This is a genomic window from Pleomorphovibrio marinus (genome assembly GCF_003347495.1).
In the GTDB taxonomy this organism is placed as follows: domain Bacteria; phylum Bacteroidota; class Bacteroidia; order Cytophagales; family Cyclobacteriaceae; genus Pleomorphovibrio; species Pleomorphovibrio marinus.
In genome coordinates this window covers 194,297-210,219 of the sequence record NZ_QCXY01000011.1, presented here as the reverse complement: position 1 = coordinate 210,219, position 15,923 = coordinate 194,297, and the positions used below count along the sequence as shown (strand labels likewise).

Annotated in this window: 16 protein-coding genes; 6 read left to right on the top strand and 10 right to left on the bottom strand. The window is 43.1% G+C overall.

What is annotated here, in order from left to right; translation table 11 throughout:
• Positions 1 to 23: 23 nt before the first annotated feature.
• The 6 genes from DB520_RS22365 to DB520_RS22335 form a co-directional block, all read right to left on the bottom strand.
• Complete coding sequence (locus tag DB520_RS22365) at positions 24 to 1,322, bottom strand: restriction endonuclease subunit S (RefSeq protein WP_114752009.1); 1,299 nt, start codon at positions 1,320 to 1,322, stop codon at positions 24 to 26.
• A complete protein-coding gene (locus DB520_RS22360; protein WP_114752008.1) occupies positions 1,319 to 2,782 on the bottom strand; it encodes a class I SAM-dependent DNA methyltransferase in 1,464 nt (487 codons plus the stop codon). Before DB520_RS22360 ends, DB520_RS22365 begins: the two co-directional genes overlap by 4 nt.
• 9 nt (positions 2,783 to 2,791) lie before the next feature.
• A complete protein-coding gene (hsdR, locus tag DB520_RS22355) occupies positions 2,792 to 6,001 on the bottom strand; it encodes a type I restriction-modification system endonuclease (RefSeq protein WP_232835101.1) in 3,210 nt (1,069 codons plus the stop codon).
• A 370-nt stretch (positions 6,002 to 6,371) separates the two neighbouring features.
• A complete protein-coding gene (locus DB520_RS27715) occupies positions 6,372 to 6,695 on the bottom strand; it encodes a DUF6904 family protein (RefSeq protein ID WP_394340953.1) in 324 nt (107 codons plus the stop codon).
• Positions 6,696 to 7,203: 508 nt separating this feature from the next.
• Positions 7,204 to 8,553 (bottom strand): ApeA N-terminal domain 1-containing protein, encoded by a 1,350-nt coding sequence (locus DB520_RS22340; protein WP_114752004.1) that lies wholly within the window; start codon positions 8,551 to 8,553, stop codon positions 7,204 to 7,206.
• 140 nt (positions 8,554 to 8,693) lie between these two features.
• On the bottom strand, positions 8,694 to 8,909 hold the full coding sequence (locus tag DB520_RS22335) for a helix-turn-helix domain-containing protein (protein WP_114752003.1): 216 nt from the start codon (positions 8,907 to 8,909) through the stop codon (positions 8,694 to 8,696).
• 226 nt (positions 8,910 to 9,135) lie between these two features.
• Between DB520_RS22335 and DB520_RS22330 the strand changes: the two genes are divergently transcribed.
• From DB520_RS22330 to DB520_RS22315, 4 genes are read left to right on the top strand one after another with little or no spacing between them, the layout of a single operon-like run.
• Positions 9,136 to 9,408 carry a hypothetical protein gene (locus DB520_RS22330; protein WP_232835100.1) on the top strand — a complete coding sequence of 91 codons (273 nt, stop codon included), beginning with the start codon at positions 9,136 to 9,138 and terminating at the stop codon, positions 9,406 to 9,408.
• 24 nt (positions 9,409 to 9,432) lie between these two features.
• Complete coding sequence (locus DB520_RS22325; protein WP_114752001.1) at positions 9,433 to 9,696, top strand: hypothetical protein; 264 nt, start codon at positions 9,433 to 9,435, stop codon at positions 9,694 to 9,696.
• Between the two features lie 7 nt (positions 9,697 to 9,703).
• A complete protein-coding gene (locus DB520_RS22320; protein WP_114752000.1) occupies positions 9,704 to 10,222 on the top strand; it encodes a stage II sporulation protein M in 519 nt (172 codons plus the stop codon).
• Positions 10,219 to 10,758, top strand: a complete 540-nt coding sequence (locus DB520_RS22315; RefSeq protein ID WP_114751999.1) for a hypothetical protein — start codon at positions 10,219 to 10,221, stop codon at positions 10,756 to 10,758. Before DB520_RS22320 ends, DB520_RS22315 begins: the two co-directional genes overlap by 4 nt.
• A gap of 109 nt (positions 10,759 to 10,867) precedes the next feature.
• On the opposite strand, the gene DB520_RS22310 is transcribed toward DB520_RS22315, so the two are convergent.
• The gene (locus DB520_RS22310) at positions 10,868 to 12,019 is read right to left on the bottom strand and encodes a hypothetical protein (RefSeq protein WP_232835099.1); all 1,152 of its coding nucleotides are present in this window, start codon (positions 12,017 to 12,019) and stop codon (positions 10,868 to 10,870) included.
• A gap of 215 nt (positions 12,020 to 12,234) precedes the next feature.
• Between DB520_RS22310 and DB520_RS22305 the strand changes: the two genes are divergently transcribed.
• A complete protein-coding gene (locus tag DB520_RS22305) occupies positions 12,235 to 12,441 on the top strand; it encodes a hypothetical protein (protein WP_198675420.1) in 207 nt (68 codons plus the stop codon).
• 27 nt (positions 12,442 to 12,468) lie between these two features.
• Here DB520_RS22305 and DB520_RS22300 read toward each other — a convergent pair whose 3' ends face one another.
• Together DB520_RS22300 and DB520_RS22295 are read right to left on the bottom strand one after the other, a co-directional pair.
• Positions 12,469 to 12,894, bottom strand: coding sequence for a hypothetical protein (locus DB520_RS22300; protein ID WP_114751997.1), 426 nt, complete (start codon positions 12,892 to 12,894; stop codon positions 12,469 to 12,471).
• A gap of 5 nt (positions 12,895 to 12,899) precedes the next feature.
• On the bottom strand, positions 12,900 to 14,597 hold the full coding sequence (locus tag DB520_RS22295) for an RHS repeat-associated core domain-containing protein (protein ID WP_198675419.1): 1,698 nt from the start codon (positions 14,595 to 14,597) through the stop codon (positions 12,900 to 12,902).
• Positions 14,598 to 14,770: 173 nt separating this feature from the next.
• Between DB520_RS22295 and DB520_RS22290 the strand changes: the two genes are divergently transcribed.
• The gene (locus DB520_RS22290) at positions 14,771 to 15,004 is read left to right on the top strand and encodes a transcriptional regulator (protein ID WP_232835098.1); all 234 of its coding nucleotides are present in this window, start codon (positions 14,771 to 14,773) and stop codon (positions 15,002 to 15,004) included.
• Between the two features lie 551 nt (positions 15,005 to 15,555).
• Here DB520_RS22290 and DB520_RS22280 read toward each other — a convergent pair.
• A complete protein-coding gene (locus DB520_RS22280; protein WP_114751994.1) occupies positions 15,556 to 15,903 on the bottom strand; it encodes a hypothetical protein in 348 nt (115 codons plus the stop codon).
• Between the last annotated feature and the right edge of the window lie 20 nt (positions 15,904 to 15,923).

Genomic DNA, 15,923 nt, shown 5'->3' with positions numbered 1-15,923 from the left:
TTTTTACAAACCGTTTAAATAATTTACTTTATTCCATACTCCTTTTTCCCTTCCGCCGCCATCAACCCCTCTCTTTCCTCCACCACATACTCCTTCACTACCTGCCCCACCAACTCCCCCCGAAAAGCCTTCGCCAATATCGCCTGAGGCAATTGATCTACCTTGGCTTTAAGGATTTGGTATTGAGATTCGATTTTGTCTGAAATATTGAAAAGCAGTTCTATTCTTTCAACTATTGCTTTTTGGTTTTCTAAACTCGTAATAGGGATTTTTAAAGATTTGATTTCGGTCGAATTAATGTTATTTACTCCGCTTGTTGATCGTGCTGTTTCTACAATTTGACTCCTTAAATAATTACTTTTTAACATATAATTTAGAAACTTTGGCAACAATCCTTCGCTAGTTCTTAACCTTACCAAATATCCTGCATAGCCATAACCTTCTTCGGTTTCCTGTATAATTGCAGATTGCCCAACCAGAGAGACACTACCGTTTGACCTGATAATTAAAATATCACCAAGGCGAAGCTTCAATTTCTCATACTCTTTATCATCTAATTGGGAATATTTCAAATCAGAATTAGATATTAACCCTTTATCTACTTCAATATTTGGAATTCTTAAAATTGGAGTGCCATCTAAACCAAATTCAGATTTTTTTGAAGTCCCATATTTGATATCTTCTAGATATTCCCCCAATGAAACAATAGACATTTTCGCCTTCGTCAACTCCCCCGTCACGGCTTGGGTCAGGACCTGCTGACGGAAGTTTTTCAGCAAGGCAGGTATCCCATCCAACTTCTCCCGCAAACTATCCAAATGCCCAAACAAAGCATCCAATTTGGCTACAATCCGCTGCTGCTCGGGAATGGGAGGGAGGGGTATTTCAGTATTTTCAAATTTTTTCTTTGTTATATGAGCTAATCCTGCTGTTCCTTGGGCTTGAATAATAAATTTTTCAACAGTAATTTTTAAGGCGTAATAGTAATAGGATTGATTTAATTGGTCATTTATGATCTTTATTTTAAATATATGCTGGTTCAAATAAGCTTTTCCTCTATTCCAAATGTGTGCACCAAATGAAGTTCCAGGAGTTCCAGACCATGCAAAAAGTAGGTCACCATCATATACATGAAATTTTTCATCAATTATGTTTTCTGAATAGTTAAAATCAGCTTTGAAGTTATTTAAGTTTTGAATTCTAATGATTGGTGTTCCTTTATTCGACCAATCACTAGGTTTAAAAGCTTTCCCATTGATTTGCTCTGACAAATCTCCAATTTTACGAAATGTCCACCCCTTTGGTAACTTATCCTCCATCATTCCAACAACCCAATTATCTGATCCAACTCTTTTTTAATGGCATCCAATTCACTGGCTGCCTGCCTGGCAATATCCAAAGGCTGACCCAAGTCGGCATTTTTGCTAATCTTCTCATCCTCGATCAGGCCTATATCCAAGGAATCGTTTTTGGCAGCGATCTGATCCCGGGTAAACACCTGCCATCGGGGATCTTGAATGGCCTGGCGCTTGGCATCATCCACCGTTCCATCGTAGTTGTCCTTCACTTCCTCCAAACCCAAGCCTCCTGTATAGGCCTTTACAAAATCCGCAAATGCCTTACGGGTAAAGGGGGTTCGCTTCCCATAGCTTGGGGCATTAGTCCGCATATCGTAAAACCATACCCGCTGGGTATTGCCGGTTTCTTTTTTGCCCCGGGTAAAGAACAGCACATTGGTCTTCACACCGGCCGCATAGAAAATACCCGTAGGCAAACGCAGCACGGTATGCAGGTCACATTTGTCCATCAGGTCACGGCGTATCTTTTGCCCGTCATTGTCTTCGAAAAGTACATTATCAGGAAGCACCACCGCAGCCCTCGCCGTACCCGTATCCCTTCTTAGGGATCTGTAGATATGCATCAGGAAATTCAGCTGCTTGTTGGAGGTCTTAATGGTAAAGTCATCCCGGGTAGGCCGCTCTCCTCCCTGCTTGGTACCGAATGGGGGATTGGCCAGCACGCCATCGTAGTTTTTGAAACTCTTTCCCAGTTCGGTCAGGGTATCTCCCAGGACAATGGGGCTTTCCAAGCCATGCAACTTGGCATTCATCAAAGCCAGCCTATGGGCATCTTGCACCAATTCGCATCCTGAAAAGGCTTCATGGATCTGAAAGTTCCGCTCTGCCTGACTCAAGGCATAGTAATCGTCATACTTGCGCTTCAGGTAATCATCTGCCGAGATCATAAAGCCGAAAGTCCCCGCCGCCGGGTCATTCCATCTTTCTCCGACCTTGGGAGCCAACAGTCCTACCATCACATTGATCAAGGGTCTTGGGGTAAAGTACTGCCCGGCTCCGCTCTTTTTCTCCCCGGCATTCTTTTCCAGTAGTTCCTCATAGATACTGGCGATCTTGTCCTGCTCCTCATCCTCAAACCAGTCGATCTGATCGATATTGGTGATCAAGGTACGCAGGTTGACTGGCTTCCTCAGCGTGGTGGAGGCATTGGTGTAGATTTCAGTGATGGTGGCATTGGTGGACATTGTGCCAAGGTTGGCCAAAAGGTCACGGTAGGTATCAAACAGCTCCTTGTTGTCCTTGATGGCTTTGATCTTGGACCAGCGATATTGTTCAGGGATGTCCTGATCAAATTTCTTCACCTCGGACAATCTCAAAAAAAGGATATAGGTCAGTTCGTTCAAATACTGGTGGTAGGTCACTCCGTCATCACGAAGCAAATTACATAGTTCCCAAAGTTTCTTGGCTATCTGTTCAGCACTCATGGTTCTAGTTTAGGCGTATAAATTCTTGTTGATCTTAGCAATCACTTCCTCCAATTGCTCCTCAAAAATCTTATTCAAGCGATCAAACCCACCATCTTTATTAAATGGATCCTCGTCAAGGTCTTCTTTTCTAAGAACCGTTTCTTTGAGCAGTTGCTTTTCAAAGCGGTCTATCCATTTGAGTTGGGTTTTGTTCCAATCCTTGAGCTGACGGATGCTGTCCACGGCTTTTTTGACCCTCTCTTGATGGCTGATTAGTGAACTTCCCAAAGATAGCGTTCGGATATAGGAAATGATATCGGCTGCAATATCTTCATTTTTGGCTGCTTTCCATGCAGCATTGAGGGTAGGGGTATTGTACCCTTCTTGATCCAGTGCCAACATCAATTTCTTCAAGGCCTTACGATCCAGTTCAGTAGGTCGGCTACAGACGATTTTCAGGGCTTCGATTTTATTTTGGTTTTCCTGGATAAATTGGGCAAAGCTATCCAGATAGTCCTCCGGCTTTTTGGCCTTACCATAGCCACGTTCGGTTCCCAAATATTTATCCTGATGATCTGAAACCAAAGGCAAAGCCACCTCAGGCCTGAGTTCATCGAGGAATTTCCAAAGTCCTGAAAGCTGCATGATTTTCTCCACAGCGGCAGGGGTATCCAGGTTTTTCAGGTCTTCCAGAAATTCATCCGGATGGGCACCTTTCGCATTGTAGATAAACTTCTCTTCTTGATCGTCTTCCAGGTATTGCTTTTTCCGCTGTATTTTGGCGACCAACTGTTCCACCTGTCTTTTGGCACGATCCCCCTGATCAATTACCTTGAGTTCGTCCACTAATTGCTGGAAACTGACTTTTGGATTGGCAACCACCGGTTTCATTTGGGTAAAATCCTCCAAGGTCTCGTAAATCTTTACGGCATCATAAATCCGAAAAACCTCCTTGCCAATTTCATCACAGCGACGTGTGGCCCTGCCCAGCATTTGTTCATAGAGAATTCTGGACTTGATCCGGCGCAAAAATACCAGGTTGCTGATGGAAGGCACATCAATTCCCGTGGTCAGCAGGTCCACTGTCACGGCTATATTGGGGTATTTTTCATTTTTGAAGCGGTTCAGCTGTTCCTGGGGATTGTAGGATTTCCCGGTGATTTTCTGGATCGCATCATCGGCCACCTCCACGCCAATCGCTTCAAATTCCTCTTTCAGGTATTGCACCACCATGTCCGCATGCTCGTCAGTAGCGGCAAAGACCAAAGTCTTGTCCTCCCCGTCAGGATCCAGTTCCTTGACCAATTGCTGAATAACAGTTCGGTTAAAACTCGGGGTAATTACCTTTCTGTTGAATCCTGCGATTTCGATTTTCAGTTCATCTTCCAGCTTCTCAAGTTCCACAATTTGATTAGTCTCCCTATCCAATGCCTTGGGCTGTGCTCCCTTTTCCCAGACAATGCCTTCTTCAGCCAATTGGGTTTTGATGATATAGGGCGGTTCATGGTCTATCAGGTAGCCATCGATCACCGCTTCCCGGTAGGAATAGGTATAGACCGCCGGCCCAAAAATCTCCGTGGTATGCAGCGCGGGAGTAGCTGTCAGCCCAACTGCAAAAGCATCAAAATAATCCAACACCATGCGGTATTTGCTCACATAATCCCGCTGATCTTTGAAATCCAGCTCATTCTCATCCATTTCCCTATCCATAAGATAGCCCCGGTGCGCCTCGTCGATGATGATGCAGTCGTATTGGTCCACAGGTGGGACTTCGCTTTCATCACTGTAAAAAATCCGCTTGACCATACCCTGAACTGTCGCAAAATGCAGACGGGTATCCAGCTCGGGTATTTTCTCCCCCAACTCCTTGACCCCATAAATCTCCGAGAAGGTATTGAGGCCAACGATCTTATTGTCCTTGAATGCATTGATGGCTTGGGTAGCGAGGAGCGTCCTGTCCACCAAAAAAAGAATCCGATGGAAACGGTTGGATTGGATTAGTCGGTAACAAAGACCGATGATCGTTCTGGTTTTTCCGGTACCAGTCGCCATGGTAATCAAGGCCCTGGCCCGGTTAGGATCTCCTAACAGGACTTTTTCCAACTCCTCAATGGCATGCAATTGGTATTTTCTTAATCCAAGCCCCAATGGACTTTCAAGGAACTCTACCGTTTCGCTCTTCAGTTTCTCCTCTGAGGCTTGTATATCTTTTTCAAGCAATTTGATCAAACCATCCGGACTGTACCAGCCCTTAAGGGCCTTGGAGCGCCCATGGTTGTTTCTTACATCCAAAAACCAAACCCCACTTTTAGTCTTGATCTGTTCCAGATAGGGTCGCCCATTGGTGGAAAACAGAAAGGGTGCTTTGTAGCCCTGCCATTCGCCCAAGAGTGCTGCTTCATATTTGGGTTCGAGCAGTTCCGCATAAATTTTGGATTGACTCAAATCCGTGGAAATATCGGAAGCATATTTTTTCGCTTCCACCATGGCATACAAATCAAATCCGATAAAAAGTGCATAGTCCGCCCATTTGCTTCCGCAGGGCCATTCGGCAATGGCCAAATTTTTACCCCTTTGAGGAAGTGTTTTATGTTTTTTGAAATTGAGCTTTTGGGTATCCACTTCCCAACCTGCGGTCCTCAGTTGTTCATCAATCAACAAGCGCGTCTCCGCCTCGGACATTTCTATCTTGCGTGCGGCTCGCTGGGATCTGGACTGGATTTCTTCCCGCTTTTCTTCAGGTAGTTGGGCTGTGCTTCTTTCGTGGTGCAGTTCTTCGAACTTTTGCTGCAAGTCCGCATATTCCTGTTCCAAGACATGCAGCGCATGTCGGGCATCCTTATTTTCGGGCAAATGGAATTTTACGGTACTCAGGTCATCATTTTCTTCGGAATAGGTCTGGTAAAACCACTTGGCTATCTTGAAGGTAGAAAACAGTAGGCCCTTGGCATCCTCCAACGAGCCTTTGTTGTCATGCACCGCTAGATTTCCCTTATGCTTGATGGCATGCAATAAATCTTTTACCTGCGGGGGCAAGATATTTTCAAACTCCAACGTCTTCAATCGGCTATGGAAGGAATTGTCATAGGGGAATTCCAGGTGATGCAGTTCAAAAAGGAGTTCACTGACCCTTTCCCCAAACTGTCTCAATTTCCATAGGCACGTGACCGGATCCTGAAAGAGGTTGAACTCCGCTGCTTGACCGATATTGAAAAGAATGGGGAATTCAGTTTTCAAATGTAAAAAATTGGATTTGGTCATTGAATACAATTACAGCTTTAAATTAAGATTTGACAACATGTATGAACAGCTTTTAGGTAAAAATATAATTTTTTTGTCGAATTTGGCCTATATTCCATTGAATAGTATTGATTAATAAGAAATACGATACTGAGTCAATTTTACCATGGGACATTATAGACAGCGTTATCCTAAACCAAATCAAGTTCACCTGGATCACATTCCAATTCTTTTGCCCTTAGCAGAAGGCTTCTTTTTATCCTATGATAAGCTGAGGTCCCACGTACTCCGGATTTCATCAATTTAGGTAATTGACGAAAAGCGTTTTTACCTCCCTTAAGTTCGAAAAATTTAAGGTTAGTCAATCTCATATAATCAAATACAAATAGGGATTTGAACCATCGAGGGATTTTCCATCGTATGAAAGCATTTTTTGGCCGGCTTTTTTTTCGTACTCAACTAAAGCTTCAACTGTCCAGTACTCTATTTGAAGAATTATTGCGTCTAAAAGTTTATTTTGTGGAAATAGTGATTTCTTATGATTGACAAATCCGATGAAAAATAGAAGTTGAACCCAAGAAATTTGGCAACCATAATATGAGACCCTTTCAATTGAAAAATGGCTGCTCTCCCGGATTATACGATCCCCTTGATATGTGTGTCGAACTTCGTACAAAAAAGCGCTTAGGATATCTTCAGTTAATTTATCATTCTGATTAAAATCCTAAAGGTCAGAAAAAACTTGATAGATCGTCCTCAAGGCATGGGAAGTACACCAAAGTTCAACACCAAAACCATGTTTAGTTGGTCTTGAATAAAACATCAACTGTTTTAATTGGAAATTTAGACAATAAATTTACCCTGCAGGATTTTTTGAATTTGAAGCGCTAAAACAATCATGGTAAAAGATACCTTGAGGGATTTTCCTTATGCCCTGCCCAAGCCCGTTGGGTAATCCTCATAAATTCAGATTCTTCCTAGTCATAAAATACCCTGCCGAGGTTATTTTTAATTTGGAGGATGGAATCGGCTTTTGTAAAATTAAGTGATTAATCTTTAAAAATCTTGTAATCCCTCTTGAAATAATTCCATCCATTATTCCGGTCCTTATTTTTCTTTAACTGTAGCCATATTATTATTAGTAGAAACCTTCAATTCCATAAAAATTGTAAATTAATGAGGACCATTTTGGCCATGGTCTATCCATTCAAATGCATATTTTCTCCTTTTAATATTAAAAAATAATAATGCTTTTTAAATCTTTCTGAAACGATCTTGATGGGAAGTCCAAGTTTTATTAGTAGGCACAAGTTGCAAATTAGCTCAATCCTCTTGGAGTAAATTCCTAAATAATTTTGTGGAATAATTAATGGGTCATTATCTCTAGATTTTAAATTATAATGGGAAAAATGATTTCTTGTTTCTATAACTTTCTTCAGAAAAATTTCATTATCAGGAATGAATTCAAAAATTAAACCATGTAATATAACAAGCATTGATTCCAACTTTTTCCATAGCTCCCCCTTCTTTTTTCCATTTTTTGATTTTGGGTCGATTTTAACTTTTATCTCTAAAATTTTGTAAAACATTTCTACGCCTTGGATGGAATTCATGAAAATTTCACGTTGATTGACCAGCGTTCTCTCTCCAGAAATCCTATAATATTCATTTATAGCCGTTTGATTCTCACCAAAAATTCTAAACCAACTGCTCAGTATGGAATTTGAAAATGGTAGAACCACTTCCATATTCAAAAAAATATTGCGATGACTTAATGAATTAAAATCCCATCGTAATTTATTCTCATAAGTAAAAATTTCCTGGATTTGGTAATCTCCAGTCTTGATTGTAGATTCTACTATTCCACATTCTATCCCTATAAAACATTTCATCAGATGTTTTATCGCATTCCTAAATGTAATTGCTTTATCCAATAATATAGGGGAATTGAACTTTAGCGCAATTCTAGGAATGGGATATAAAATCATCCTATTTACCTTTTGTGAAGAATATGATATTTCATGGCCTAGGAAAACCTCCAATTCATTAGAATGAAAGAGTGTGGTTTTTTCAGGTAAATCAATTTCTACATTAAATTTTCCAAAAGTTTGATCACTTTCCTGCTTAAATTCAATTGGGGTCAAATTACTCCACTCATCTATTAATTGTTGCCTAATGTAAAGAGCCTCAATTTTTTTTTCTTTTTTTTGTAAATGAACTCCACTCACCAAGAATTTAGCTAATAAGCCAATATGGGGTATTCCAGTTCCCAAACGAAATGTCTCAAGTCGCAGGTAAAACAATGAGAAATGTTTCCCATCATCAAATACCCCATGCAACCCTTCCAAAGGATTATGAAAATTTAAATCACAAAACAACTGATCAAATGCATTTATATTTTCCCAACATTCAACTTTTATTGGTTTACCATTAATAACTGAAATCGTACATGGAGCTTTTTCTTCAGGATCATCTGGACTCCACACATACGCTCTCCATTTTTTATCAGGCTTTTCATAAGCCTTCGTCAGATCAATTTTTGAACTCATTATTATAAAGTTTTTACCCTTTTTACCTTAAAAAATGGAAAAATACATTTAGCGTATATTCTTAATCATCCTTTTAGATTTGCAATACCTCAATTACCTTTTTCCCCATTATCACGATTACTGATTTCACCTTTTCTTATTTACCCCCTCAACCCCAACCCCCCAAACAACTCCTTAAACATCTCCCCGGGATCCACATTTATCGCCAGGGCGATCAGGTAGAGTTCGTCGGCCCGGAGTTTGGCGGAGTCGTTGGAGGTGAGCTGGGTGAGGCGGGATTTGCTGATGCCGGTGCGCCTGGAAACTTCTGCTTTGTTTACCGTCCTTTTGGCTAAATATGTGCCCAATGCTGTCATGAATGTATTGTTTTATCGTACAGCAATTTAGAAAGTCTAAATTTTTGTTGCTAAAAAATGGATAACTGTTTTGAAAATAGGTTTTATTTCTGTACGTTTGTTTAGAAAGTAGAAACATTCGTTTCGTTAACTTGCATTTCTAGTTTAGAAAGACAAGATACCGTTGTGACCTATGGAGACAAAGGAACCGTTTTGCTGCCCCCATTGTGGGAAAAAGTTGCCCTTTATGCTGATCCTGAAGGTGAAAAACGAGCATGAGTTCGAATGCCCCTTCTGTGGGGGAGGGGTGGTGCCCAAAAAGACCAAGTCCTTTGCCTGGGGATATGGGATCGGCTTTCTCTCCTTTGCCATACCCCAACAGATCGTCCTATACCTGCACCGAGATTTCTGGCTGGCATTTCTGATAGGCACGCTGCATGCGGTAACCGCCTTTTTCCTTGTCTCCCTCTATCTCTATCTCCACACAAGGTTTATCAAAGCATCTTCCCATATCATATGATAGTCTCACCAAACCAAAACAACTATGAAAAACAAAGTGAAAAGTCTCGTATTGTTGACCGCCATCTGTGGCAGCTTCGCCCTGGGGAGTGTGGACCGCTTAGCCCCCAAGGATGGAAAACTATGGGCGGGCATCAGTTATGTGGCCGCCAAAAGAGGTGCTTCCCCGGAGGCGACCCTGGCCATTGGCACCATCGGGATCATTGATGCCGCTGCCTGGGGCTTCGGCGTGGGCATGGTCGCGGGCCCTGCAGGCGGGGTGATCGCCGGGGCTGCCTCCGGTATGTAAAAGGGTCATGAACCTAAGGACCCTCACCCTATCGGCCTCCCTAGTATATATCCTTGGGGGGTTGGTAGGGTTCCACATTGACCCGGGATATGATTTGGCCCCTCAGGGGGACGGTGCCATTTTTTCGCCTTTGGGTCAGACAAAGTCAGGGTTGGTATGGGCTATCGCCGTGAACAATATTTCCGTGGCATTGATCAACCTGTTCGGTGGGTTTTCACTGGGAATGGTATCGGCGTTGAACACCTTTTATAACGGAGCTGTACTGGGGTACACCTTATCCGTAGCAGGAGATAATATGCCTTTAAGTCTAATAGCAAGCCACCTGCTGCCCCATTCCATAGAGGTTGTGGGCATTATATTGTCCTGCTCCCTGGGGTTTTACCTGGGAATGTCCCTTTTCCGGCGCATCATCCTGAATAGGGAGCCCGGTATGGAGTACCGCAAATTTATGTTCCTGGCAGCACTCTCCCTGGCCATCTTGGTGGCTGCGGCCTTTTTGGAGGTGTTTTTAAGTATTTTCGGATGAAGAAACAGGCCCACCTATTGATCCCCCTTACGGTATGTATCCTCTTCTACTGGATCTCCAGGCGGTCGTATACCCTACAGGCGGGTGAACTGGAGGGCGTGGCGCTCTTTAGCCTTTTTATGGGCATCAGCAACCTGATTGCCTTTTTTGTCCCCTTGGTGCTGTCGATTTTTTACATGCTTACCTCATGGCTGATGTTCGGGCTGTTGGATGAGACGTATTGTGCCCGGAAGCTGGCCTTCGCCCTGTCCGTTTCCTTTATTCCCGTGATCCTTAATTGCTTGATTTTTTTGGCCGTCCTTTACGGCATTCATGAAGGCGGCACCTTTTCGGAGATGGCCATGCAGCGGCCTATTTTTGGATTGGGAATCATGGACATGGAACGGGTGGGGTACCTTTTTTGGGGAGGCTTCTACCTGTTTTTCATCCTGCTGATCCGGCATGAGTTTGAAATGGGGTTTTTAAAAGCAACGGGTATTGCACTATTGCCCACGGTGATGGTGGTAATGGGGAGGTTTTTGTTGAGCATCATCTAAGCGTATTTTTTCACCATAGACAGATTGGTCAATTTAAAACCCGCTTGAAGTTGCCTTTCATCCGGCGTCTAACTCCATTTTACTTTTAGGTCGTTATATTCCGGACAATTCAATTGAACTCTACACCCATTCTCAACAAAAAGGGGCTGTTGTGCAATCTTCTGTCATGTTGGAAACCCAGGTCATAGACCCCGGTGATCACAGCATTCCACTTTTCCTTCAGAGGGATCTTTCTACCCAGCCCAATTAGAAGGGAATTCGTAATGCCGTGATAGCTTTCGCGGGGAGCACCAGAGGGATAGCTAATATTCACCTTGTTTCTTTCCCAGGCGGCCTGCCCGAGCCATTTGGAATAAGTGAAACGTCCACCTGTTTGGATTCCTATACCTTCTTTTTCAGGCCTTAAAAGTATACTGGTATTGTTCCAATCCTTTTTTAAGGTAGGCCCGGAGAACAAAGTGAATTGATGGGTGATATGGAAACCACCGTGAAAATTGAGGTTAAAGCCCTCCGTGAGGGATTCAAGGCTGTTTATGGCTATTCCTGCTGTAAGCCGATTTTTTAGGGGGATTCCTTTGAGTTTGTTTTTTTCTATCAGGCTAAATTTCTTTTTACCCACTGCCTGGTCAGTTCCCGTTTTCAGGTCGTTCAAATGGCCGACCTCCTGCCTTTCCCCACCGGGAAGGGTTTTTTCATTCAAAATAAGGAATTCCCCATAATCCTCTGAAAGCAGCATTCCCGAAAAATTATGACCATTTTGATCCCCGAAATAATCCTTTCCAGACTCTGCCAGATGGAAATCCGTAAAATTCTTTAGGTTTTCCTTTCCGTTGTCCAGATAATACTCCATCCTTCCTATATCCTGCCATTCCGGTATTTCCTTGCCATGGTTTTGGAGGATTTTCCCGTTATATGCGGCAGCACTTTTAAGGCTTTCAAACTCTTCGGGAAGGTCTTGTTCCATTTCAGAGAACAGATTGATCTGTTCATTATTCACCTGTTCCACTTCCTCCTTTAAAACCTTCCATAGGGAGTCCCTTTTGGCATGGTCAGTTTCCTGGTTTAGGTGGTTTAACCTTTCCTCCGAAGCGGTGTAATTTTGGTTCAGTTGCCGGATTATATCTATGCAATTTTCGAGCTCCCCGAACGCGGGCTGATAATCGGCCCCGGGCAGGACTATTGGGGGTTGATTGCTAAAAGAGGGGAGGTTTGTTCCCACCTGGGCATAAACACTTTGTCCATAAGCCATTCCTAAACACAAAAAAACGAATTTTTTAAAAAACATATTTTTAAATTTTCAAGCCAGAAAAACTTATCAAAAATAAGAAAATTTAGGGGAAATTATATGGGGTAGGGGAAATCAAATGCCATATATTTTTTCGAAAGAGCCCCATCTTTTTTCGCGAAATTTTCACTAACAGGTGAATTTATATTTTTATTACCCGTGGCCGGATATAAAGCGCCAAAATATTCTGCATGTCGGTGGACGAAGTGATCTACTTCAATGAAAAGAACGGGGTACCCGGTAAGGTCTCCGTCAACGACAAGGCAGCCCTCGAACAGCTACAGCTTATCAACGAACTCGGCGAAGAGGAAAAATCCATCCTCCTGAAACTTATTGAGACTTTCGTCTCCAAAAAACGGTTCAAAGACTACCTCCAGAAAAACATTGCAGCGCTGTAAGCAAAAAGGTTTGCTTAGGGGAGTATTTCAATCTTTCTCTATCGCCAATCTCATTTCTGCAATTATCTTTTCACTGTTTACAAAAAGGATTCTAAAGATATTTTCAACTGGAATCATAAAAAAGAACTTATGAGACCTTTTAAAAGATATTTTGTAAACCAATGGCAACAAGGTAGGGCTTATTTCATCTATATCATCTTTTTTAAACTGATACTTCCTAAGTAAATTAGATACCGCAATCTTTTCCCGTGTAATCAATTTTATTTCAAACAGTTTAAGATAAAGAAGAAATACCGGTCCCCAAAATACAGCTCCAATCAATAGTACTTTCAACCCAACAAAGATAGATCCGTGAATTTTCCATAACAAAATCGACAGGAAAAATACGAGTACAAGGACAAGTAAGTTCACAAGCTGAATTATACGTATATGTTTATCACTTAAATACTTCATCCGAATCAATCTTCTGTTTTTCTTCTAACCCTAATACCTAATTCAATATTTCCTTCCACTACGACCCCAATGCCAAACTTTCCACCAGTCGCAACTCCCCCTGATATTTCCTGTCTACTTCCTTCTCCACTTGATTGGGTTGAATATCTTACTTGACCAGTCACAATTTTTCCCGCATTGATGGTTGTCTCTGAATTTGTCCCTTGGATTTCGCTTGTACTAATATTTACTGTGGATCCTTGACTATGACCTCCCTCTACAACATAACCCAAACTGCCACCACTGCTTCCTTTGACATTTCCGTCTTTCCCCATGTACCCTAATTCCCCGTCACTCTTAAGTTCCCCAGAGGCAACATTCACACTTAAGTTCCCTTCAACAGAAACTAAATCTGCTGATTTGATATTTGTGTCAAATCCAACACCCTTTATTTCACCGGCCATTCTAAGTCCACTTGTAGCTTTTGCATCGGCTTTCCCGAATAAACTAACTTCTAAACTCTTAGCGTACTCTTTAACCCCTTGAACAGTTGCCCGGGTTGTTTGGATAACTGCTTCTTCGGTCTTAGAAACAAAGTAATTTCTTGTAGCATTGACAAAATCAGAGATCGGACTTTCTGGCCACATCCCATCCGGATCTATGTATCGCATAGGATTATCAAAAGCATATGAATATGGGCTCCACCTCCTGCCTTGTTCACTTAACGGATCTATGACGCTCCACCTCCCAATAGCAGGATCATACATTCTTGCCCCGTAGTCATAAAAATTAAGGTTATGATCTGTCAGGTGCTCCTTCCCGTTGTAGAGATACTTATTCACCTTAATCCCCCCATACTGGTACCCCAGCCCCGTAAGCTCCAACCCCCAGGGGTCATAATGGGTCTCCTGCACAATTAACGGCCCCTCGCTCATGATGGTGAAGTTGTCGAACCATACGTCCTCCTCAGTTTCGTTCACCAGAAATGCCTCCATATAGCCGTCCTCTGCAATATAAAGCTCTTTTTCCAAAACCTCATGTTGGTTGGCCGCGTTTTTTGTCAGCACCTCCTTGCCGGTCTCATACAGCATGCTGTCGGCATCATACAGGGCGTACATCATATAGGCCTCGGGGGCCTCCTTCTGCTGTAGGTCTTTGATCAGGATGTCCAGTATATTCAGCACGGTAATCGCATTGGGAGATGCCGAGCGAGTGGTCACCGTGCTGAACTCAAGCAGGTCTTCGATCAGCGTAGTTTTGGAGCCCCAGTCCGCCACCGCCCCCGCGCTCAGGCTTTCTTTCCCGGGGACCTCATATTTGCCGTGGACGGAAAGTCTCACCTTTCCGCCATTCTGAACCTCCTGCGTCCGCGCAGGCCCCAAGATCCGGCCCCGGCCGGCATTCAGCCATGCCACCCTTTCGCCCCCGGGGGTCACGTTGTGCTCCGGGCCCAACTGCCGACTGGCCTGCAACTGATCAAAGTATTGCTCTTCCTCCTCTGCGTTCTCCAATTCCATCGTTGCCATAAGCAGTTCGGTCTCCGGGTTCCTGATCACCTGCCTCACGTTGCCCAGGTGGTCTTTGACGAAATACTCATAGACAGGGCTGCCCCCCTCATAGGCCACCCGGCCCTCCTCCTGGAGCAGGTAGTCAAGTTGTCCGTCCCGGAACACAAACTCCCCTATGTAATCGGTGGTGGAGGAAAGTGTCGTGTTGTTGTACACCTGCTGCCGCAGCTTGTTTCCTTCCGCATCATAACTATATTCTATCCTGCCAATGCTGCCCGAAAAGGTAACTATTTCCGGGAGGTTCAGGTGGTTATAGGTGATGGAGGATATCCGCTTGTCGGCGACAATTTAATGATTATCATAGGATCGGCCCCTAACAATCACCGTAGATGAACTCTACTAAGGCGGCACAGCTTTTCAACATGACCACCGACCAGATATTCGCATACGATGGGGATATCCCCTCCGAAGTCGTCATCGAGGACAAAACCGCCGTCGAACAGCTCAGGCTTATCCAACAGACCGAAGAAGAGGACCGGCAGACCATCTTCAAGCTGATCGACAAGATGCTCACCAACAAAAAATTCAAAGACTTCTTCCAGAAGAACGTGGCAGCACTATAAGCAAAAAGCCCGGACTTGCCGGGCTTTTTCATTGGTTACATGTCCTGTATAATTGGATAAAACCTTTTCTTCAATTTTATCCTACTGGAATTAATGGGAAGATCCATATTGGGAACAAGTAAGCTGGTAATTATAAATTCCTGGCCATTTTTTAATCGGATAATCGAGTAATTGTAATTATCCCAAGGAAACCACTGCATCCGGTTGTCTGCCAATGGATAAGATTTAAACCGCTTTATCAGTTCAATATCACTGAACGAAAAGCTCGCCGACTCACCCTTGCGGTTTATCGTGACTCTTTGCCCTGCAGGATCATAAAAAAATATATCGCCTTTGTTTCTCCTGTAATAATTAATGTGAAGGATTAATTGGGGAATGAGGAATATTAGAATTGTCACCAATGAAATCGGTATGATTTTTCCATAATCGATAAACCCATATCTACTATGACTAAAGTAAAGTGCCCCACTTACTATTACAAGGACATAGTAGAAAATCACCCAAAGGTGTTTGAATTGGTGATTAATTGAAATCCTGTAAGTATACATCCTTTATCTTGGCCTCCATCCACTCCTTAAAGCATTATCAAAGTCATTCTTAAATTGCCAGTACTGACGGCTTATTTCATTCCTCATTGGCTGTGTCATATCCCATGCCTTTTCTCCCATGAAAAACAAGCCGCCAGCCGCCGCTCCATAAGGACCTCCAAGCCCATATGCCACGCCTATAGAAACACCTGTTCCTGTTGCCCGATAACCTAAACGGGAGCCACTTAAATCACCGCTCGAATAATCCGCAACATCAAAACCTAAACTGACAACAGATAGAGCCGTTCCACCACTAGATAATGATTTTCCTAATGGAGCTAACCTACTTATAGGCCTTGTCGCCGAAGTCATTGGCTGATTACCAAATTCCC

Excerpts from the sequence above, each read along its gene's own strand:
- DB520_RS22340 (WP_114752004.1), bottom strand. The coding sequence starts at position 8,553 with ATGAGTTCAAAAATTGATCTGACGAAGGCTTATGAAAAGCCTGATAAA.
- DB520_RS22360 (WP_114752008.1), bottom strand. The coding sequence starts at position 2,782 with ATGAGTGCTGAACAGATAGCCAAGAAACTTTGGGAACTATGTAATTTG.
- DB520_RS22290 (WP_232835098.1), top strand. The coding sequence starts at position 14,771 with ATGAACTCTACTAAGGCGGCACAGCTTTTCAACATGACCACCGACCAG.
- DB520_RS22335 (WP_114752003.1), bottom strand. The coding sequence starts at position 8,909 with ATGACAGCATTGGGCACATATTTAGCCAAAAGGACGGTAAACAAAGCA.
- DB520_RS22280 (WP_114751994.1), bottom strand. The coding sequence starts at position 15,903 with ATGACTTCGGCGACAAGGCCTATAAGTAGGTTAGCTCCATTAGGAAAA.
- DB520_RS22300 (WP_114751997.1), bottom strand. The coding sequence starts at position 12,894 with ATGAAGTATTTAAGTGATAAACATATACGTATAATTCAGCTTGTGAAC.
- DB520_RS22330 (WP_232835100.1), top strand. The coding sequence starts at position 9,136 with ATGCTGATCCTGAAGGTGAAAAACGAGCATGAGTTCGAATGCCCCTTC.
- DB520_RS22320 (WP_114752000.1), top strand. The coding sequence starts at position 9,704 with ATGAACCTAAGGACCCTCACCCTATCGGCCTCCCTAGTATATATCCTT.
- DB520_RS22315 (WP_114751999.1), top strand. The coding sequence starts at position 10,219 with ATGAAGAAACAGGCCCACCTATTGATCCCCCTTACGGTATGTATCCTC.
- DB520_RS22365 (WP_114752009.1), bottom strand. The coding sequence starts at position 1,322 with ATGATGGAGGATAAGTTACCAAAGGGGTGGACATTTCGTAAAATTGGA.
- DB520_RS22325 (WP_114752001.1), top strand. The coding sequence starts at position 9,433 with ATGAAAAACAAAGTGAAAAGTCTCGTATTGTTGACCGCCATCTGTGGC.
- DB520_RS22305 (WP_198675420.1), top strand. The coding sequence starts at position 12,235 with ATGTCGGTGGACGAAGTGATCTACTTCAATGAAAAGAACGGGGTACCC.